General features: G+C 73.2%; 16 protein-coding genes and 1 pseudogene. 15 read left to right on the forward strand and 2 right to left on the reverse strand.

Translation table 11 applies throughout. From position 1 onward, the window contains the following. The first annotated feature begins 113 nt into the window (after nucleotides 1-113). The 4 genes from ABXS69_RS03400 to glmM all read left to right on the forward strand — a co-directional run bounded on the left by ABXS69_RS03400 (nucleotide 114) and on the right by glmM (nucleotide 4,044). Complete coding sequence (locus ABXS69_RS03400; RefSeq protein ID WP_366181512.1) at nucleotides 114-1,130, forward strand: tRNA pseudouridine synthase A; 1,017 nt, start codon at nucleotides 114-116, stop codon at nucleotides 1,128-1,130. 384 nt (nucleotides 1,131-1,514) lie between these two features. Next, on the forward strand, nucleotides 1,515-1,958 hold the full coding sequence (rplM, locus tag ABXS69_RS03405; protein WP_017177291.1) for a 50S ribosomal protein L13: 444 nt from the start codon (nucleotides 1,515-1,517) through the stop codon (nucleotides 1,956-1,958). A 43-nt stretch (nucleotides 1,959-2,001) separates the two neighbouring features. Then, nucleotides 2,002-2,499, forward strand: coding sequence for a 30S ribosomal protein S9 (gene rpsI / locus ABXS69_RS03410; RefSeq protein ID WP_366181171.1), 498 nt, complete (start codon nucleotides 2,002-2,004; stop codon nucleotides 2,497-2,499). A gap of 189 nt (nucleotides 2,500-2,688) precedes the next feature. Beyond that, complete coding sequence (glmM, locus tag ABXS69_RS03415; protein WP_366181172.1) at nucleotides 2,689-4,044, forward strand: phosphoglucosamine mutase; 1,356 nt, start codon at nucleotides 2,689-2,691, stop codon at nucleotides 4,042-4,044. Between the two features lie 62 nt (nucleotides 4,045-4,106). On the opposite strand, the gene coaA is transcribed toward glmM, so the two are convergent. Then, nucleotides 4,107-5,084 carry a type I pantothenate kinase gene (coaA, locus tag ABXS69_RS03420; protein WP_366181173.1) on the reverse strand — a complete coding sequence of 326 codons (978 nt, stop codon included), beginning with the start codon at nucleotides 5,082-5,084 and terminating at the stop codon, nucleotides 4,107-4,109. A 121-nt stretch (nucleotides 5,085-5,205) separates the two neighbouring features. Between coaA and glmS the strand changes: the two genes are divergently transcribed. From glmS to tsaD, 11 genes and pseudogenes are all read left to right on the forward strand, one after another. Beyond that, a complete protein-coding gene (gene glmS, locus ABXS69_RS03425) occupies nucleotides 5,206-7,131 on the forward strand; it encodes a glutamine--fructose-6-phosphate transaminase (isomerizing) (protein ID WP_366181174.1) in 1,926 nt (641 codons plus the stop codon). A gap of 137 nt (nucleotides 7,132-7,268) precedes the next feature. Beyond that, nucleotides 7,269-8,966 carry an NAD(P)H-hydrate epimerase gene (locus ABXS69_RS03430; protein ID WP_366181175.1) on the forward strand — a complete coding sequence of 566 codons (1,698 nt, stop codon included), beginning with the start codon at nucleotides 7,269-7,271 and terminating at the stop codon, nucleotides 8,964-8,966. 51 nt (nucleotides 8,967-9,017) lie between these two features. Continuing rightward, nucleotides 9,018-10,392, forward strand: a pseudogene (gene alr, locus ABXS69_RS03435) (alanine racemase). Between the two features lie 29 nt (nucleotides 10,393-10,421). Further along, a complete protein-coding gene (gene tsaE / locus ABXS69_RS03440) occupies nucleotides 10,422-11,033 on the forward strand; it encodes a tRNA (adenosine(37)-N6)-threonylcarbamoyltransferase complex ATPase subunit type 1 TsaE (protein ID WP_366181176.1) in 612 nt (203 codons plus the stop codon). Beyond that, on the forward strand, nucleotides 11,033-12,046 hold the full coding sequence (locus ABXS69_RS03445; RefSeq protein WP_366181177.1) for a hypothetical protein: 1,014 nt from the start codon (nucleotides 11,033-11,035) through the stop codon (nucleotides 12,044-12,046). Before tsaE ends, ABXS69_RS03445 begins: the two co-directional genes overlap by 1 nt. Before the next feature lie 24 nt (nucleotides 12,047-12,070). Beyond that, nucleotides 12,071-12,817 carry a tRNA (adenosine(37)-N6)-threonylcarbamoyltransferase complex dimerization subunit type 1 TsaB gene (gene tsaB, locus ABXS69_RS03450; protein ID WP_366181178.1) on the forward strand — a complete coding sequence of 249 codons (747 nt, stop codon included), beginning with the start codon at nucleotides 12,071-12,073 and terminating at the stop codon, nucleotides 12,815-12,817. A gap of 68 nt (nucleotides 12,818-12,885) precedes the next feature. Continuing rightward, on the forward strand, nucleotides 12,886-13,443 hold the full coding sequence (locus ABXS69_RS03455; RefSeq protein ID WP_366181513.1) for a GNAT family N-acetyltransferase: 558 nt from the start codon (nucleotides 12,886-12,888) through the stop codon (nucleotides 13,441-13,443). A 311-nt stretch (nucleotides 13,444-13,754) separates the two neighbouring features. After that, nucleotides 13,755-14,480 (forward strand): succinate dehydrogenase cytochrome b subunit, encoded by a 726-nt coding sequence (locus tag ABXS69_RS03460; protein WP_366181514.1) that lies wholly within the window; start codon nucleotides 13,755-13,757, stop codon nucleotides 14,478-14,480. Between the two features lie 9 nt (nucleotides 14,481-14,489). Next, nucleotides 14,490-16,523, forward strand: coding sequence for a fumarate reductase/succinate dehydrogenase flavoprotein subunit (locus tag ABXS69_RS03465; protein ID WP_366181179.1), 2,034 nt, complete (start codon nucleotides 14,490-14,492; stop codon nucleotides 16,521-16,523). Next, nucleotides 16,520-17,290, forward strand: a complete 771-nt coding sequence (locus tag ABXS69_RS03470; protein ID WP_366181180.1) for a succinate dehydrogenase/fumarate reductase iron-sulfur subunit — start codon at nucleotides 16,520-16,522, stop codon at nucleotides 17,288-17,290. Before ABXS69_RS03465 ends, ABXS69_RS03470 begins: the two co-directional genes overlap by 4 nt. Before the next feature lie 186 nt (nucleotides 17,291-17,476). Further along, nucleotides 17,477-18,523 carry a tRNA (adenosine(37)-N6)-threonylcarbamoyltransferase complex transferase subunit TsaD gene (gene tsaD, locus ABXS69_RS03475; protein ID WP_366181181.1) on the forward strand — a complete coding sequence of 349 codons (1,047 nt, stop codon included), beginning with the start codon at nucleotides 17,477-17,479 and terminating at the stop codon, nucleotides 18,521-18,523. A 27-nt stretch (nucleotides 18,524-18,550) separates the two neighbouring features. On the opposite strand, the gene ABXS69_RS03480 is transcribed toward tsaD, so the two are convergent. After that, nucleotides 18,551-19,081, reverse strand: coding sequence for a PH domain-containing protein (locus ABXS69_RS03480; protein ID WP_366181182.1), 531 nt, complete (start codon nucleotides 19,079-19,081; stop codon nucleotides 18,551-18,553). Nucleotides 19,082-19,313: the final 232 nt, after the last annotated feature.

A 19,313-nucleotide genomic window follows, 5' to 3' on the forward strand; every position in this document is an offset into this window, starting at 1 on the left:
CCCAGCCCTGAGGAGACAGGGACGGTGTCATCTTTGTCAACGCGGTGCTCACCGCGGCATGCGTGCGCGCCCATGGTGCGGGCGAGGGCCCGAGTAGAATTCCGCGGGTGAAGATGAGGGTGCGTGGTGGCTCGCCGCATGTGCGGGATGACCTCGGGGCGGTGGGGGACGCAGTGGGGGGCCTGGTCCGCCTCCGCCTTGACCTCGCCTACGACGGCGCCGGCTTTGCCGGCTGGGCCGCCCAGCCCGGCCTGCGCACCGTCGAGGGCGAGCTCACCGGCGCCCTCGAGACGGTCCTGCGCGTCCCCGTGCGCCTGACCGTCGCCGGGCGCACCGACGCGGGCGTGCACGCCGCCGCACAGGTCGTCCACCTTGACGTGCCGCTGGCCGCGTGGCGGGCAGTGCCCGGACGCTCCGGGCGGCGCCCCGAGGAGGCCCTGCTCACCCGCCTGGCCGGGGTCCTGGCCCGCCAGGCCCGCGCGGCTGCTGAGGTCGGGTTGACCGGCCCCGTCCCGCGTGGCGCCAGCGACGTCGTCGTCACCGGCGCGCGAATCGCGCCCGAGGGCTTCGACGCGCGCTTCTCCGCCACGGAGCGCGCCTACCGGTACCGGGTCGCCGACGGCGGTCCCGGTGCCGGGTCGTGGGACCCCGGGCGGCGGGGGAGCGCGCTGTGGATCCCCGAGGCCCTCGACGTCGGGGCCATGCGCCGCGCTGCCGCGCCATTGCTCGGCGAGCACGACTTCCTCGGCTACTGCAAGCCCCGAGAGGGCGCCACGACGATCCGGACGCTCAAGCGCCTGGAGTGGTCTCGCGTCCCCGGTGGCGCCACTGGCCGCGATGGGGCCGATGAGGGCCTCGTGGTGCTCGACGTCGTCGCCGACGCCTTCTGCCACTCGATGGTGCGCTCTCTCGTGGGCGCCTGCCTCGCGGTCGGCCAGGGGCGCAGGGACGAGGACTGGCCCGCGCGGATCCTCCTGAGCGCGAGCCGGGACGCCGCGGCGCCGGTCGCCCCCGCCCATGGCCTCACCCTGGAGCGGGTGAGCTACCCCGCGGATGACGAGCTGGCCGCCCGGGCCGAGCGCGCGAGGGCCCTGCGAACCCTCCCCGCCCCCTGCGCCGAGACCGGTTGAAATCAGGAGCGAGACCGGTCGAAAACAGGAGCGAGACCGGTTCACCGTCCACAGGGACGGCGATGCTCGCTCCGTCCCGGTCGGGCTGTGGATGCGCGACCGGTTTCGATCGTGATATCGACCGGTCTCGGTGACGAGGGGCGGGAGCGGGCGTGGCGGGATTCACGGCAGGAGCACGGCCCCTCCTTTTGACCCCCCTGACAAGCGCCGGTAGTGTGAGCAACCGTCGTGCAGCACGCTGAACGCGCCACCGCGGTGCCATCCCACTCGCCCCGGGGCGCGAGTGCTCCGACCACCTCACCTGACCATGGCGGTCCCGTCGAACAGCGATGCTTCAACGCTCATCGGCGTGACCGCTCGCCAAGAGAAACGAAGGCAACGCCCGTGCGCACGTACACACCGAAGCCCGGCGACGTCGAGAAGAACTGGTACGTCATTGACGCCACCGACGTCGTTCTCGGCCGCCTCGCGGCTCAGGCCGCGAACCTGCTCCGTGGGAAGCACAAGCCGCAGTTCACGCCCAACGCCGACTGCGGTGACTACGTCGTCATCATCAACGCCGACAAGGTGGCCCTCACCAACGGCAAGGCTGACCGCAAGTTCGCCTACCGCCACTCCGGCTACCCGGGTGGTCTGACGGCCGTCTCCTACCGCGACCTGCTGGCGACCCGCCCCGAGCGCGCCGTCGAGAAGGCCATCAAGGGCATGGTGCCTCACACCAAGCTCGGCCGCGCCCAGCTCAAGAAGCTCAAGGTGTACGCCGGCCCCGAGCACCCGCACGCCTCGCAGAACCCGCAGGCTTTCGAGATTACCCAGGTCGCCCAGTAAGCGCTCCAGCGCTCGGCACCCCGCGACAAGCAAAGGACACATCGTGGCTGAGACCACTGTCGACATCGACGCGCTGGATGAGGAGAACGCCCCCTCCAGCTACACCACCGAGACCGGCGGCACCTCTGTGGAGGGCCGCGGGCAGTCCATCACCGCTCCCGGGGCGGGCCTTGGCCGCCGCAAGGAGGCCGTCGCCCGCGTCCGGCTCGTCCCCGGCACCGGCAAGTGGACGCTCAATGGCCGCACTCTGGAGGACTACTTCCCCAACAAGCTGCACCAGCAGCTCGTGCGCGCCCCCTTCACGATCCTCGACCTCGAGGGCCGCTTCGACGTCGTCGCCCGCATCAACGGCGGTGGCGTCTCCGGCCAGGCCGGCGCCCTGCGCCTGGGCATCGCCCGCGCCCTCAACGAGATCGACCGCGAGGCCAACCGCCCGGCCCTCAAGAAGGCCGGCTTCCTGACCCGTGACGCCCGCATCGTCGAGCGCAAGAAGGCCGGTCTGCACAAGGCCCGCCGCGCCCCGCAGTACTCCAAGCGCTGATCCGTCCCGAGTCGGCGGCCCCACGCCGCCGCCTCACCGACGACGTCGCCCCGTCCGCCCGCTCTCGTGCGAGGCCGACGGGGCGATGCTCGTCATGCGCTGGCGCGCTGACAGCGCCATTGCCGGTGCGCGAGGCGGCGGACAGTGGGAGGATGATCCTCGGAATCCAGACACGAGAGGAGCCCATCCATGGCACGACTCTTCGGCACCGACGGCGTTCGGGGCCTGGCCAACGACCTGCTCACCCCCGCCCTCGCCGTCCAGCTCGGCGAGGCTGCCGCCCGCGTGCTGACCAAGGAGGCCCGCGCGCGCTCCCGCGGCGCCCGCCCCCGCGCGATCGTCGGGCGCGACACCCGGGCCTCCGGCGAGTTCCTCGACCACGCCATCAGCTCGGGCCTGGCCTCCTCCGGCGTGGACGTCACTCGCGTCGGCGTCCTGCCCACCCCGGCGATCGCCCACCTGACCGCCACCCAGGACATCGATCTGGGCGTCATGATCTCCGCCTCCCACAACCCCTTCCCCGACAACGGCATCAAGTTCTTCGCCCGCGGCGGCTACAAGCTCGAGGACGCCGTCGAGGATGAGATCGAGGCCCTGCTCGGGGGCGTCGAGGACCGCCCCACCGGCGCTGACGTCGGCCGGGTCATCAAGGGCGAGACGGTCGCTGACCAGAACTACATCAACCACCTGGTCGACTCCGTGGCCACGGACCTGTCGGGCCTGCGGATCGTCGTCGACGCCTCCAACGGGGCCGCCAGCGCCGTGGGCCCCGCCGCCCTGCGCGCGGCGGGAGCCGAGGTGATCGTCATCAACGCCTCCCCGGACGGCCTCAACATCAACGCCGACTGCGGATCCACCCACCCCGAGCAGCTCCAGCGCTACGTGCCCTCCGTGGGCGCGGACATGGGCGTGGCCTACGACGGTGACGCGGACCGCTGCCTCGCCGTGGACGCCGACGGCAACCTCGTCGACGGCGACCAGATCATGGGCCTGCTGGCGCTGGGCATGAAAGCCGACGGCACGCTCGGCTCCGACACCCTCGTGGTCACCGTCATGAGCAACCTGGGCCTCATCCTGGCCATGCGCGACCACGGCATCCGCACCGTCCAGACCGGCGTGGGCGACCGCTACGTCCTGGAGAAGATGCTCGCCGGCGGCTACACGCTCGGCGGCGAGCAGTCCGGCCACGTCATCGACACCATCCACGCCACCACCGGTGACGGCGTGCTCACGTCCCTGCACATCGCCGCCCGCGTCAAGCGCAGCGGCAAGAGCCTCGCCGAGCTCGCCAGCATCGTCACCCGCCTGCCCCAGACCCTCATCAACGTCAAGGGTGTGGACAAGGGCGCCGCGGGCACGGACCAGGGCGTCCAGGACGCCGTCGCCGCCGCTGAGACCGAGCTCGGCGAGACCGGGCGGGTCCTCCTGCGCCCCTCGGGCACCGAGCCCCTCGTGCGGGTCATGGTGGAGGCCGCCACCCAGGAGCGGGCCGACGCCGTCGCCGGCCGCCTCGCCGGCGTCGTCAAGGAGCGCCTCGCGCTCTGAGCCGAGTCGTGGAGGCGGGCGCGGGGCCCCGGCATCGCGCCGGGGCCCCGCGCCCGACGGGCTCACGATTTGCGCAGCAGCACGCGGCGCATGTGGTGATCGGGCCCCTTGACCAGCACGAGGGTCGCCCGCCCACGGGTAGGGGCGATGTTCTCCCGCAGATTCACCAGGTTGACCGACTCCCAGATCCCACTGGCCGCCGTCAGGGCGATGTCATCGGGGATCGACGCGAAGCGCTGGAAGTAGGAGTCCGGGTCATTGAAGGCGGTGCGCTTGAGGGTGAGGAAGCGCTCCAGGTACCAGCGGCGGATATCGGCGGGATCGGCGTCGACGTAGATCGAGAAGTCGATGAAGTCCGACACCGCCAGCGCGGAGGCCATCGGGTGGCCTCCCGGCTCATCGGGGTGCTCGGCGGCCGCGCGTCCCCTCGGCGCGGGCTGGAGCACGTTGAGCCCCTCCAGGACCAGGACGTCGGGCCTCTCGACGATGACGCTGCGACCCGGGACGATGTCGTAGACCTTGTGGGAGTAGACGGGGGCCTCCACGCGGGGCGCCCCGGATTTCACCGCGGCCACGAAGTCCACGAGCGCGCGCCGGTCGTAGGACTCGGGGAAGCCCTTGCGCGACATGAGCCCGCGCGCCTCCAGCTCGGCGTTGCTCAGGAGGAACCCATCGGTAGTCACCAGGTCCACGCGAGGCGTGCCCGGGAAGCGAGCCAGGAGGTGGGCGATGAGGCGGGCTGCCGTCGACTTCCCGACCGCGACCGATCCGGCCACCGCGATGACGAAGGGCGTGGGGCGGGTATCAACGCCCAGGAAATCGGCCGTGCGGCGCGCCCGCTCCCGGGAGGTGAGGATGTAGTCCTGGAGGATCGCGGTCAGGGGGCGGTAGACGGCGTCGACCTCCGTGAGGTCCGTGGGGTCCCCCAGGCCGCGGAGCTTGACGACGTCGTCCTGCGTCAGGGGCAGGGGGGTGGAGGAGGCCAGGGCCCGCCACTGCTCGCGCGACAACTCGATGTAGGGGGAGAGCGAGGAGGTCACTGCCCAAGTCTGACGCATGCGTCAAGATCGCGCTCAGGTCCGCGCAGTCGATTGCCGTGAATCACAGAAGACCCGGCGGATGATCTTTTCCTGAGCGCTCCACTCATGATTCGATCACCCCATGTGTGGAATCGTCGGGCACGTCCGCCCCCTCGCCCCCGTCATCTCCTCCGCAGCGACCCCAGAGGAGGAGGGGCGCACCCTCTCCGTCCTCCTCGACGGCCTGGGCCGCCTGGAGTACCGCGGCTACGACTCCGCCGGCGTCGCCCTCGTCGGCCCGTCCGGGATGCAGGTCGCCAAGGCGGCGGGCAAGCTCGAGAACCTCCGCGCCGCCCTCGCGGCCGAGCCGCCCGCTCCCGCCACCGCCGGCATCGGCCACACCCGCTGGGCCACCCACGGCGGGCCGACGACGGAGAACGCCCACCCGCACCGCGCCGGCAGCATCGCCGTCGTCCACAACGGCATCATCGAGAACTTCCGCGCCCTGCGCGCCGAGGTCGAGGAGGCGGGCCGCGCGCTCCTGTCCGACACGGACACCGAGATCGCCGCCCACATCCTCGACATGGACTTCACCGCCCGCCTGGCCGAGGCGACCGCCGCCGATCCCTCGGCCGATCCCGCGCGGGTCCTCGTGGAGTCCATGCGCGCCGTCACCGAGCGCCTCGAAGGCGCCTTCGCCCTCCTGGCCGTCACGCCCCTGGCGCCCGAGGCGATCGTCGCCGCCCGCCGCTCCAGCCCGCTGGTCATCGGCCTGGGCGACGGCGAGAACTTCCTGGGCTCCGACGTCGCCGCCTTCGTGGCCTTCACCTCCCGCGCCGCAGAGGTCGACGACGATCAGATCCTCCTCCTGCGCCCCGACTCGGTCACCGTGTGGGACAAGGACGGCGGCGTCGTGGAGCCCAAGCGCTGGGAGGTGTCCTGGGACGCCTCGGCGGCCGTCAAGGGCGGCTACGAGACCTTCATGGACAAGGAGATCCACGATCAGCCCGCCGCCGTCGCCGACACCCTGCGGGGGCGCGTCGACGAGCGCGGCGAGATCCAGCTCGACGAGATGCGCATCGACCCCGCGGTCCTGCGCAGCGTCGACAAGATCATCGTCATCGCCTGCGGCACCGCCGCCTACGCCGGTCATGTCGCGAAGTACGCCATCGAGCACTGGTGCCGCGTGCCGGTGGAGATCGAGCTCGCCCACGAGTTCCGCTACCGTGACGCCGTCGTGAGCGAGAAGACCCTCACCGTGGCGGTCTCCCAGTCCGGGGAGACCATGGACACCATCCAGGCCATCCGCCACGCCCGCGAGCAGGGCAGCCGCGTGCTCGCCATCGTCAACACCTACGGCTCCACCATCGCCCGCGAGGCCGACGCGGTGCTCTACACCCACGCCGGGCCCGAGGTCGCGGTGGCCTCCACGAAGGCCTTCCTCGCCCAGATCACCGCCTGCTACCTCCTGGGCCTCTACCTGGCGCAGCTGCGCGGCAACAAGTGGCCCGACGAGGTGTCCGACTACCTCGCCAAGCTCGGCGAGATGCCCGAGAAGGTCCAGTGGATCCTCGATGAGCAGGAGACCGCGGTGCGGGCGCTGGGCGCCGAGCTCGCGGATCGCTCCTCCTTCCTGTTCCTGGGCCGCCATGTGGGATTCCCGGTGGCGCTCGAGGGCGCGCTCAAGCTCAAGGAGCTCGCCTACGTCCACGCCGAGGGCTTCGCGGCGGGAGAGCTCAAGCACGGGCCCATCGCGCTCGTGGAGGAGGGGCTGCCGGTCTTCGTCATCGTGCCCACCCCGCGCCGCCCCGTCCTGCACGACAAGGTCCTGTCCAACATCCAGGAGATCCGCGCTCGCGGCGCGCGCACCATCGTGGTGGCCGAGGAGGGGGACGACGCCGTCGACGCCTTCGCCGAGCACATCATCCGCATCCCCGCCACTCCCACCCTCATGGCGCCGCTGCTCACCGTGGTCCCGCTGCAGATCTTCGCCGCCGCGCTCGCGGGCGCCAAGGGACTGGACATCGACCAGCCCAGGAACCTGGCCAAGTCCGTCACCGTGGAGTGAGGAGGGGCGCGCCACCGCCAGCCGTTCCGCTCCCGTCCAACGCCGCTCAGAGCGCGTGCCCTGGGCGGCGTCTCGGATCGTCACGCCTCCCAGGGATCCCCTGGCATGAGATACCCGCTGCGGGCGAGGATGGGCGCATGACCACTGCCATGAGCGACGCCCGCGTCCCCGAGGCCGCCGAGCCCGCGACCATCCTCACGCTCGCCCGCCGCGACGCTCACCCGGCTCGGGCTATCGCACGGGCCGAGGCCCCGCTGACCACCGGAACCGACCAGTACATGCGGCGGGCCGCCCACGCCGTCGCCAGCGCCTGCCTCGCCGAGCTGCGCGAGTCGCGCGGCGCGGTCGCCGGCAGCCGGGTCCTCGTCCTGGCCGGCGGAGGGCACAACGGGGGCGACGCCCTCCTCGCCGGGGCCCTCCTCGCCCGCCGCGGCGCCCGCGTGGAGGCCCGACTGGCCACCGACCACCCGCACGGGCCGGCGCTGAGCGAGGCCCGCGCCGCCGGGGTCACGGTCGCGGTCGCCCCCACCCCCGCACCCGTCGTCGGCGGCGCCGCGGCCGACCTCGTCATCGACGGGCTCACCGGCATCGGCGCCAGCGGGCCCCTGCGCCCGCCAGCCGCCGCGCTCATCGTGCCCCTCGGCGCCGCGGGCGCGCCCGGGGAACGGGCGTTCCGCGTCCTCGCCGTCGACGTCCCGTCCGGCGTCGGCGTGGACGACGGCGCCCTGCCGGGCCCCGTGCTCGCCGCCGACCGCACCGTCACCTTCACCTGCCCGCGCGGCGCCCACCTCCTGCCGCCCGCCGCGCCCCTGAGCGGGCGCGTGGACGTCGTCGATCTCGGATTGCCGGTGCCGGCGGGGAGCGAGCCCCTCGCCTCGGCCCCCGACCCGGTGCTGCTCGCCGCGCTCCTGCGCGCCCCCGGCGCCGCCGACCACAAGTACACGCGCGGCGTCGTCGGCCTCCACGCGGGGAGCGAGGCCTATCCCGGGGCCGCGGTGCTCGCCGTCAGCGGCGCCATCCGAGCAGGCGCCGGCATGGCCCGTGTCCAGGCGCCCCGGCGGGCCGTCGACCTCGTCCTCGCCTCCCGCCCCGAGGCGGTCCCCGCTGCTGGGAGGTGCCAGGCGATCGTCGTCGGTCCCGGCACTCATCCCGCCGATCAGCCCCGGGCCGAGGAGGTGCGCGGCGTCTTGCGCGCCGCGCTGCGCCGGGGGAGCGGCGAGCGCCAGTGGTCGGTGATCGACGCCGGGGCGCTCCCGCTCCTGCCCGATCTGCTCATCGAGGGGCTCGTCTGCGGCCCAGAGCACGTCCTCACGCCTCACGCGGGGGAGGCCGCCGCTCTCCTCAGCGGCCTCGGGCTGCCGACGACGCGTGAGGAGGTCGAGGCCGCCCCCGCCTCGGCCGCGCGAGGGCTCGCCGAGGCGACCGGGGCGACGGTGATCCTCAAAGCCGTGCCCGTGCTCATCGCGCGCCCCGGCGGCGGGCCCCTGCTCTCGCTCGACGCCGGGCCGGGCTGGTTGGCGACCGCGGGAAGCGGGGACGTTCTCGCGGGCGCCCTCGGGGCGGTGCTCGCGGCCGTGCGCGCCGATCGCGAGCGCGGTGAGGGCCGTCAGCGCGGTGAGCCCGGCATCGGCGCGGCGGGCCTGCCCCTGGGGGACGCGGTCGCGCTCGCGGCGTCCGCGGCCGTGCGCCTCCATGCCGACGCCGGCCGCCTGGCCAGCGGGGAGGCGTCGGGGCGGGGGCATGAGGGCCGCCCCATCGCGGCCCTCGACGTCGCTGATCACCTCCCTCGCGCCCGCCAGCGCCTCCGCGCCCTCGCCGAGACCGGTCGAAAATAGGAGCGAGACCGGTCCGCGGACCGGTCTCGCTCCTATTTTCGACCGGTCTCGATGAAAGGGGAGTGGGAGAATCGCGGCGTGAGCGCGACAGCACCTCCCACCGCACCGCCGGTCCCCGCCACCACCTCCCGGGCCGTCATCGACCTCGGCGCCATCGCCCACAATGCCGGCGTCCTCGCCCGGGCCGCCGGCACCCCCTGGATGGCCGTCGTCAAAGCCGATGCCTATGGGCACGGCCTGGAGCCCGTCGCGCGCGCCTGCCTCGGCGCCGGCGCCACCTGGCTCGGCGTCGCCCAGCTCGCCGAGGCGCTCCACCTGCGCTCCCTCCTCGACGCCACGGGCACCGCGCGCCCCGCCCCCGCGCTCCGCTCACTACCGACGCCGGGCGCTCCGCGCATCCTCACCTGGCTCGCCCCCGTCCTCACCCCGGAGGGCGCCGCCGCCCCGGCCTCCCCCCTGCGCGCGGCGATCGCCGCCGACCTCGACCTCTCCGTCTCCACCCCCGACCAGGCCCGCGCCATCGCGGCCGCTGCCGACGCCGAGGGGCGCGCCGCCCGCGTCCACCTCAAGGCCGATACCGGCATGTCCCGCGCCGGCGCGACCGACGCCGAGCTCCCCCGCGCTGGCGTCCGCCCTCTCCGAGGCCGAGCGCGCCGGGAGCCTCGCCGTCGTCGGCCTGTGGTCCCACCTCTCGCGCGCCGACGAGCCCCGCTCCGGTTCCACCGAGGACCACCTGGCCCGCTTCCGCGCCGCCGACGCCGTCGTCACCGCGGCGGGGCTCGCGCCTGTCGTCCGCCACCTCGCGGCCACTGGCGGGCTGCTCTGGCACCCCGGCGCGCGCCTCGGCCTCGCGCGCGCGGGTATCGGGCTCTACGGGCTCTCGCCCGACCCCGCCGTCGCCACCAGCGCCGAGCTCGGGCTGCGCCCCGCCATGCGCCTGGAAGCCCCCCTGACGCTCGTCAAGCGCATCCTCGCTGGCCAAGCAGTATCCTACGGTGGCACCTGGACCGCTCCCACCAGCCGCTGGATCGGCCTGGTCCCCCTCGGCTACGCCGACGGCATCCCGCGCGCGGCCTCCGGCGCCCCCGTCACGGTGATCCCCTCCCCGGCCCGCTCATCAGCCAGCGCCGACGACGGCGCCGCCCCGACCCCGATCCACACCAGGATCGTGGGCCGCGTGTGCATGGACCAGATGGTCATCGACCTCGGGCCCGCGGCCCCCGTCGATGGCGCCGCCGGGGATGAGGCTCCGGCCCGTGCCGGTGACACCGCCGTCCTGTGGGGCGATGGCGCTGATCCGGCGGGCATCCCGACCGCGGATGAGTGGGCCGGCGCATGCGGCACCATCAACTATGAGATCGTCACCCGTCTCGGCGCGCGCGTGCCCCGGGTTTACCTGGGAGTTGGCTGGGAGGATAGAGTCTGATCCGCCGTTCCCCGTTGAGAGGACCCGAGATGTCAGACAGCCCGCGCCAGATCGTGGTGCGCACGGCCGATGCGGAGGCCACCCGCGCCCTCGGCGCGCGCCTCGCGGCCCTGCTCCGAGCCGGCGACCTCGTGCTCCTCACCGGCGGGCTCGGCGCTGGCAAGACCACCCTCGCCCAGGGGATCGGCGCCGCCATGGACGTGCGGGGCCGCGTCTCATCGCCCACCTTCATCATCGCCCGCGCCCACCCCGCCCTCGGGGACGGGCCGGACCTCATCCACGTTGACGCCTACCGGCTGTCCAGTCTCGAGGAGGTCGACGCCCTCGACCTCGACTCCTCCATGGAGCGCTCGGTCACCCTCGTCGAGTGGGGCCAGAACAAGGTCGAGGGCCTCGCCGAGGACCGTCTCGAGATCTCCGTGGACCGCCCCCACGGAGGCCTCCCCGCCCCGGGGGGCGCGGCTGAGGGCGGCCATGGCGCCGCCGACGGCGCCCCATCCTCCGCCCCCGGTCAGCCCGCCGATCCCGCAGCCCGTCCGGTCCTCGACCTCGACGGCGTCGACGACGGGCGCCGCGCCATCACGATCCAGGCCCACGGGCGGCGCTGGGCGGGCGTGGACCTCGGCGCGCTGGTCGGCTGATGCGCGCGGCCCTCCGCCTCCTGGCGCCCGCGGCGCTCACGGTGCTCATCGTCATGCTCATCGCCCCCAGGGCCGCCGCATCACCCGAGCTGCCCGCGCGCCCGGCGGCGCCCGAGGCCCTCGCCCCGTCCCCCTCATCGGCTCCGGACCCGCGCGCCGCCGCCGATCCCGCCCCCGGGGACGATGGCATCGCGCGCGCCTGGCTCCAGGCCCAGGGGCCATCCCTGGCCTCCGGCCTGGCCGCGGCCGACGGCCAGGCGGCACTGGGCGAGCCCGTCCAGGTCCACCGCTGGTCCGCCGGTTTCCTCGACGGCAGCGCGCCGGAGGCTCCCCTGCCGGCGGCCGCTCTCTGGGCCGCGCCCGTCCTGGTCGACGGCGACCCCGTCGGCGCCATCGTCGTCATCGTCGCCGACTCCACGGCCGAGGGGACCACTATTGAGGACGGCCTCCTCGCCGCCGCGCTCGTGGAGGCCGCCTCTCCCCGGGCCGCGGCCCCCGCCTCCCAGGCGCCCTCCACCGCGCGGACGCGTCCGACCAGCCCCGCGCCCTCCTCCACGTCGGCTGCGCCCCCCTCGGAGGCCCAGGGCGCGATCATCGTCCTCGGGCAGTCCACCGACTGGTACCTGGTCTCGGGCGGGCAGGTCCGGGCGGCCTCCCACGGCGCCCAGGCGATGCTCGCGGGTCCCATCTCCCTGCGCGACTACTCCGCCGCCATTCTCCAGCGCTCCCAGACGACGCCCCCCGCCCCCGCCATCGGCAAGGGCGAGGACTCCGCGCTCAGCCCGGATCAGCAGGCGGAGGTGGCCGTCGCCGTGGCCATCGGCCTGCTCCTCATCATCCTCACCGTGCGCCGGGAGCGGCGGGTCCTCGCCCCCTCCAGGCCCCCTGCCAGGACCAGGCCGTGGAGGGCGCCCGCCCCCGTCCGCCCGGACCGGGCCCCCGCCAAGCAGGACGACGACGCCCCGGAGACCATCAAGACGCCCGAGATGGCCAGGACGCCCGAGCAGCCCTGACGCGTGCGGGGATAGGCTCGCCCCGTGCGCATCCTCTCCATCGACTCATCCCTCGGAACCCAGCTCCTCCTGTGCGACGCCGAGCCCGGCGCCCCCGCCGACGGCGCTCCGCGCGCCCTGAGGATCCTGTCCGCCCGGGCGCAGGAGGACTCCCGCCGTCACGCCGAGTCGCTCGGGCCGATGCTCGCCGCCGCCCTCGCGGCCCCCGATGACGGCGCCCCGCTCGACGCCGTCGTCGTCGCCACCGGCCCCGCGCCCTTCACCGGTCTGCGCGCCGGACTCGTCACCGCCCGCGCGCTCGCCCGCTCCCGCTCCATCCCCGCGCGCGGAGTCCCGAGCCTCGACGCTGTCGCCCGCCGGGCCCTCGACGAGCTCACCGCCGAGAAGGGGCGCGAGGCGGCCGATGCCGCGACCGTCCTCGTGGCCACGGACGCGCGCCGCAAGGAGGTCTACTGCGCCGTCTACCGCGGCCGGGGCGCCGACGACGTCGAGCCCCTCACGGCCCCCGCGGTCACCACCCCGCTGGCCGCCGCCGAGCGCCTGGCCGGGCTCGGCCCCGCCGCCGTCCCCGCCGGCTCGGGCTGCGTCCTCTACCCCGAGATCGCGGACGGCCGCCCTGTGCTCGCCCCGGCCTCCGGCAGCGCTGAGACGCAGGTCCGCATCGCGCTGGCCCGGCTCACCGAGGGGGAGGGGCTCGGAACGGAGCCCCTCTACCTGCGTCTGGCGGACGCCCAGGCGCCCACCGGCCGCAAGCGCCCCCTCGCGTGCTGAGCCCGCGCGCCCAGATGCTCCCCGGGTCCTTGGAGCGCCTCGCGCGCACCGGCGCGCGCCTGCGCGAGATGCGCGCCGGCGACCTCGGCGCCGTCGCCGCCCTCGAGGCCGAGCTCTTCGGGGGCGAGGCCTGGAGCCCGGAGCTGCTGAGCGCCGAGCTCGCAGCCAGTCAGGGCCAGGGGGCGGACCGCCACTACGTCGTCGTCGAGGGCGGCGCTGATTGGGCTGATGGCGCTGACGGCGTCGACGGCTCGCGCGCGATCCTTGGCTACGCGGGGCTCTGGTTCGGGGACGGCCGGGGGGACGCTGACCTGCTCACCATCGCGACGGCGGCGCGCGCCCGGCGCCTCGGCCTGGCCCGGGCCATGCTCGACCACCTGATCGACCGGGCGCGGGGCGCCGGCTGCGGCGCCGTCCTGCTCGAGGTCCGCGCCTCCAACGAAGCCGCCCAGGCGCTCTACCTCTCGCGGGGCCTGGCGCCGATCGGCCGGCGCCGCCGCTACTACTCCGCCCCCACTGAGGACGCCGTCGTCATGCGCCTGGCGCTCAGCGAGCCCGGTCGTCAGGCCACCGGCGGCGCTGACCGCCCCGCGGGCATCGGCCCCGTGGGCTCGGAAGTGGTCTGACCGGCTTGAGGCGTCCTCCGCGTCGCCCGGGGGCGCCGTCGAATAGGATCTCCATCACTATTTCCTTGACGCGGGCGTGACGAAATGCCGGGCGCCTCCGGCGGTGACCAGGCCCCCTCCAGGGGTGCGTCAGGGGCCCCGTGGCGACGAATCGTCCTGGGTTTCGCCTGGAAGCGCGCGGTCAGAAGGCTTATCTGACGTTCTGGGCCCAAGGGTCCCGAACATCTGTCCCGGCGGGTCCGTAGGCTCGTCACGTGACCAAAGCGACTGTTCCCCCCAAGAAGCGGAGCGCGTTGACGACGACCGTCTTCATGAAGCGCATGATGGCGGTCTCGGGCATCGTGTTCCTGCTCTTCGTCCTGTTCCACGCCTACGGCAACACCCACTACTTCGAGGGTGAGATCGCCTACGACCACTACGCGTACTTCCTGCGCGAGCTGCTCGTCCCGATCCTCCCCTTCGGCGGGTTCCTGTGGATCCTGCGCGTTGCCCTCCTGCTGTGCCTCGCGGCCCACGCCGGCAGCGCCTTCCACCTGTGGCACCGCAACGTCAAGGCCCGGGGCAACGACGCCTACGCCGTGAAGAAGTCCAACGCGGAGTACTTCGCCTCCCGCTACGCCATGCGCACCATGCGCTGGGGCGGCGTCATCCTCCTGCTGTTCATCATCTGGCACATCCTGCAGTTCACCACCCTCCACCTGACGCCCGGCGGGCACTACGAGCACGGCCGCGCCTACATGAACATGTACTACGGCTTCCAGCTGTGGTGGGTCTGGCTGATCTACGCGGTGGCGCTGGTCGCCCTGTGCCTGCACGTGTGGCACGGCGTGTGGTCCGCCCTGCAGACCCTCGGGGCGATCCGCGGCAACGTCATCCCCTTCGTCCGCCTCATCGCGTTCATCGTCGCCTTCGGGCTCTTCCTCGTCTTCATGTGCGTGCCCACCGCGATCCTCCTGGGCCTGACCCCTGAGCCGATGGACGCCGCGAGGTACGCCGTCGAGGCCGCGAACGCGGGTATCAACTGGATGGGTAGGTAAGTGAAAGACATGAGCAACACCACCGCATCGACCCCCGCCCCGACGGCGCAGCTCGTCGACGGCCTCTACTACGAGGGCGACAGCATCGCCGACACCAAGGCCCCGCACGACGTCCCGATCGCGCGGCGCTGGGAGCAGCGCAAGTTCAACGCCAAGCTCGTCAACCCCGCCAACCGCCGCAAGCTCGACATCATCGTCGTCGGATCCGGCCTGGCCGGTGGCGCGGCGGCGGCCTCGCTCGGCGAGCAGGGCTACAACGTCCAGGTCTTCTTCTACCAGGACTCCGCCCGCCGCGCGCACTCCATCGCGGCCCAGGGCGGCATCAACGCCGCGAAGAACTACCGCAACGACGGCGACTCCGTCTACCGGCTCTTCTACGACACCGTCAAGGGTGGCGACTACCGCGCCCGCGAGGACAACGTCTACCGGCTCGCCGAGGTCAGCGCCAACATCATCGACCAGTGCGTCGCCCAGGGCGTCCCCTTCGCCCGCGAGTACGGCGGCCTGCTCGACAACCGCTCCTTCGGCGGCGTCCAGGTCTCCCGCACCTTCTACGCCCGCGGCCAGACGGGCCAGCAGCTCCTCATCGGCGCCTACCAGGCCCTGGAGCGCCAGGTGCGCGCCGGGACGGTCAAGGAGTTCCGCCGCCACGAGATGGTCGAGCTCATCCTCGTGGACGGCCGGGCCCGCGGCATCGTCTCCCGCGACATGGTCACCGGCGAGATCTCCACGCACCTGGCCGACGCCGTCGTGCTGGCTACCGGCGGGTACGGGAACGTCTTCTTCCTGTCCACCAACGCCATGGGGTGCAACGGCACCGCCATCTGGCGCGCGCACCGCAAGGGCGCCTACTTCGCCAACCCCTGCTACACGCAGATCCACCCGACCTGCATCCCGCAGTCCGGCGACTTCCAGTCCAAGCTCACCCTCATGAGCGAGTCGCTGCGCAACGACGGGCGCATCTGGGTGCCCAAGCGCGCCGAGGACTGCGACAAGGACCCGCGCCAGATCCCCGAGGAGGACCGCGACTACTACCTCGAGCGCATCTACCCGGCCTTCGGCAACCTCGTGCCCCGCGACATCGCCTCGCGCCAGGCCAAGAACATGTGCGACGAGGGCCGCGGCGTCGGCCCCGCCATCAAGGAGAAGGACGCTGACGGCACCGAGCGCATGATGCGCCGGGGCGTCTACCTCGACTTCTCCGAGGCCATCGGCCGCCTGGGCAAGGACGCCGTGTCCGCCCGCTACGGCAACCTGTTCGAGATGTACCAGCGCATCACCGGCGACGACCCCTATGAGGTCCCGATGCGCATCTACCCCGCCGTCCACTACACGATGGGCGGGCTGTGGGTCGACTACGACCTGGAGTCCAACATCCCGGGCCTCTACGTCGGCGGGGAGGCCAACTTCTCCGACCACGGCGCCAACCGCCTCGGCGCCTCGGCCCTCATGCAGGGCCTGGCCGATGGCTACTTCGTCCTGCCCGACACCATGAACGACTACCTGGCCGACATGCTCCGCCTGGGCAAGGTCGACCCGAGCGCCCCCGAGATCGCCGAGGCCAAGGCCTCGGCCGAGGACCGCGTCAACCGCCTCATGGCCCTGCGCGGCAACCGCAGCGTGGACGACTTCCACATGGCCCTGGGCCGCATCATGTGGGAGTACTGCGGCATGGAGCGCCGCGACGCCGGACTGCGCGAGGCCATCAAGCAGATCCGCGCCCTCAAGGAGGAGTTCTGGAGGGACGGCCGCGTCACCGGCGAGGCCATGGAGGTCAACCAGGCCCTGGAGAAGGCCGGGCGCCTGCTCGACTTCTTCGAGCTCGCCGAGCTCATGTGCGTCGACGCCCTCCACCGCCGCGAGTCCTGCGGCGGGCACTTCCGGGCCGAGTCCCAGACCCCCGAGGGCGAGGCGCTGCGCCATGACGACGAGTTCCTCTACGTCGCCGCATGGGAGTGGGGCGGCGAGAACCAGCCCCCGATCCTCCACAAGGAGGACCTCATCTACAAGGACATCGAGCTCAAGCAGCGGAGTTACAAGTGAACATCAAGCTGAAGATCTGGCGCCAGAAGAACACGAGCGCCAAGGGCCGCTTCGAGGAGTACTCGATGACCGGCGTCGAGGAGCACATGAGCTTCCTCGAGGTCCTCGACCTGCTCAACGAGCAGCTCTTCGCCGAGGGCAAGGAGCCTGTCGCCTTCGACTCCGACTGCCGCGAGGGCATCTGCGGCCAGTGCGGCGTCGTCATCAACGGGCAGGCCCACGGGCCGATCCGCTCCACCACCTGCCAGTTGCACATGCGCCACCTCGCCGAGGACCCCTCCTTCAAGGACGGCTCCACGATCACCATCGAGCCCTGGCGCTCGACGGGATTCCCGATCCTCAAGGACCTCATGGTCGACCGCTCCGCCCTCGACCGCATCGTCCAGGCCGGCGGTTACATCTCGGTCAACACCGGGGGCGCCCCCGAGGCCCACTCCGTGCCCGTCCAGAAGGAGAAGGCCGATGCCGCCTTCGAGGCCGCGGCCTGCATCGGCTGCGGCGCCTGCGTCGCCGCCTGCCCGAATGCCTCCGCCATGCTGTTCACCGGGGCGAAGATCTCCCACCTGGGCCTGCTCCCGCAGGGCCAGCCCGAGCGCCTCGCCCGCGTGGTCTCCATGCTGAACCAGCACGACGCCGAGGGCTTCGGCGGCTGCACGAATATCGGCGAGTGCGCCGCGGTGTGCCCCAAGTCGGTCCCGATCGAGGTCATCTCGCGACTCAACCGCGACCTCGGCCACGCGCTGTGGAAGGGGCAGAAGGCCCACTAGGCCGCACTTGAGGCCCGCGGGCCCGCTGACGCCCGGAGGCGCATTGGAGTCCGCGCCCCGCTTCGCTATGACGGCGGCCGGGCGGCGCCCGTGCCGAGTCGCCGGCGGGGCCCGCCACCGGGCCCCGCCGCGCTCTGTGGTGGGCGCGGTGCGGGCACCCGCCGGGCAGGGGATAGGCTGAGCGCCGTGAGCGCCCCCTTGATCCTCGGCATCGAGTCCACCTGCGACGAGACCGGCGTGGCCCTCGTCCGCGGCCGCGAGCTGCTCGGCGACGTCACCGCCACATCCATGGATGAGTACGCCCGCTTCGGCGGGATCATCCCCGAGATCGCCTCCCGCGCCCACCTGGAGGCCTTCGTCCCCACCCTCGACGCGGCCCTGGAGCGCGCCGGGGTGGGCCTTGAGGAGATCGACGCCATCGCCGTGTGCGCGGGCCCCGGCCTCATCGGCTCGCTCACCGTGGGTATCTCCGCGGCCAAGGCCCTGGCGGCGTCCCTGGGCAGGCCCGTCTACGGCGTCAACCACGTCATCGGCCACCTCGCCGTCGACGAGCTCGTGGACGGGCCCCTGCCCGACCGCTTCATCGGGCTCATCGTCTCCGGCGGGCACTCGAGCATCCTGAGCATCCGCGACATCGCCACCGACGTCATCGAGCTCGGTGGCACCCTCGACGACGCTGCGGGGGAGGCCTTCGACAAGGTCGGCCGCCTCCTCGGGCTGCCCTACCCCGGCGGGCCGCACGTGGACCGCTGCTCCCGGGACGGCGACCGCGAGGCGATCCGCTTCCCCAGGGGGCTGGCCGCCGCGAAGGACCGCGAGCGCCACCGCTACGACTTCTCTTTCTCCGGCCTCAAGACGGCCGTGGCCCGCTATGTGGAGTCCTTGGAGGACGGCGGGAGAGAAGTGCCGGTGGATGATATCTGCGCCGCCTTCTCCGAGGCCGTCAACGACTCACTGACCGCCAAGGCGGTGGCCGCCTGCCTCGACACGGGCTGCGGGACCCTCGTCATCGGCGGAGGGTTCTCCGCGAACTCGCGGCTGCGGGAGCTCGCGGCTGAGCGCTGCCAGGCGGCGGGCATCACTCTGCGCATCCCGCCGCTGCGCTACTGCACGGACAACGGGGCCCAGATCGCGGCGCTCGGGGCCGCCGCGGTGCGCGCCGGCGTGGCGCCCAGCCCGCTCGACTTCGCCCCCGACTCAGGTATGCCACTGGAGACCGTCGTCGCCCGCTGACAGCTTCTACCGGGCGTACGGCGCGGGTCAGGACAGTGGGTCGTAGGACGTGATCCGCTCGTGGATGGCGTCGATGGCCCGGGCGGTCCGCCTGCGGGACAGCCCTTGGCGGGCGACGGGCAGGCGCACCTCCGCCGTCTCGGTGGCGAGAGCGAGCCTGTGGACGTGCACGGTGAACCCGCGGTGGATCTTCACCCGCTCGATCCACAGGCGGCCGTGCACCTCGTCCCAGGGGTAGTGACGGGTGCGCAGCGCCGTACGGGCGTGCAGCCCGGTGGCGTCGACGATCAGACGCGCACGCAGGGGGACGACGGCCAGCAGGAGGAACCCCAAGCCGATCGCCGTGAGCACGGTGATGAGGGCAGGGCTCGGCACGTCCTGGGGGCCCGCTCCCTCGGCCGCGACACCGGCACCGGCCAGCAGGACGGCGACGGCGAGGAGGGCCAGAGCCACGACGGACAGGATCGATGCGCTCACCCAGGCGGTGGCTCCGGGGCGAATGACGAGGGGCGGTCGGGCGGCGGGGGCGTGCGGGGAGCTGGACACGGGGGAGGACATAGACACGAAGTATAAGGTGACCCGTGCAAGCAAACCGTTCCCGCCGGTTCCCGCTCCTGTCCTCCGTGCCCGCTCGCTCGCAGCCGTCGCTCGCCTCGCGACGGTGCGCGCGCCGGCGCCCGTGTGAAAGCCCGCGGACCGGCGCGCCAACACGCAGACAGGACCCACGATGACCCAGTCCCCCACTCCCTCGTCCGCCGGCGCCCCGGCGCGCGTCCTCGAACGAGGCTCG

This window comes from Actinomyces timonensis (assembly GCF_040702965.1).
GTDB lineage: Bacteria > Actinomycetota > Actinomycetes > Actinomycetales > Actinomycetaceae > Actinomyces > Actinomyces timonensis_A.

What these genes read in the sequence shown, in the direction of transcription:
- ABXS69_RS03455 (WP_366181513.1), top strand. Translation starts at nt 12,886, where the DNA reads ATGCGCGCCGGCGACCTCGGCGCCGTCGCCGCCCTCGAGGCCGAGCTC.
- ABXS69_RS03430 (WP_366181175.1), top strand. Translation starts at nt 7,269, where the DNA reads ATGACCACTGCCATGAGCGACGCCCGCGTCCCCGAGGCCGCCGAGCCC.
- ABXS69_RS03465 (WP_366181179.1), top strand. Translation starts at nt 14,490, where the DNA reads ATGAGCAACACCACCGCATCGACCCCCGCCCCGACGGCGCAGCTCGTC.
- tsaE (WP_366181176.1), top strand. Translation starts at nt 10,422, where the DNA reads ATGTCAGACAGCCCGCGCCAGATCGTGGTGCGCACGGCCGATGCGGAG.
- ABXS69_RS03480 (WP_366181182.1), bottom strand. Translation starts at nt 19,081, where the DNA reads ATGTCCTCCCCCGTGTCCAGCTCCCCGCACGCCCCCGCCGCCCGACCG.
- ABXS69_RS03445 (WP_366181177.1), top strand. Translation starts at nt 11,033, where the DNA reads ATGCGCGCGGCCCTCCGCCTCCTGGCGCCCGCGGCGCTCACGGTGCTC.
- glmS (WP_366181174.1), top strand. Translation starts at nt 5,206, where the DNA reads ATGTGTGGAATCGTCGGGCACGTCCGCCCCCTCGCCCCCGTCATCTCC.
- ABXS69_RS03400 (WP_366181512.1), top strand. Translation starts at nt 114, where the DNA reads ATGAGGGTGCGTGGTGGCTCGCCGCATGTGCGGGATGACCTCGGGGCG.
- glmM (WP_366181172.1), top strand. Translation starts at nt 2,689, where the DNA reads ATGGCACGACTCTTCGGCACCGACGGCGTTCGGGGCCTGGCCAACGAC.
- ABXS69_RS03460 (WP_366181514.1), top strand. Translation starts at nt 13,755, where the DNA reads ATGAAGCGCATGATGGCGGTCTCGGGCATCGTGTTCCTGCTCTTCGTC.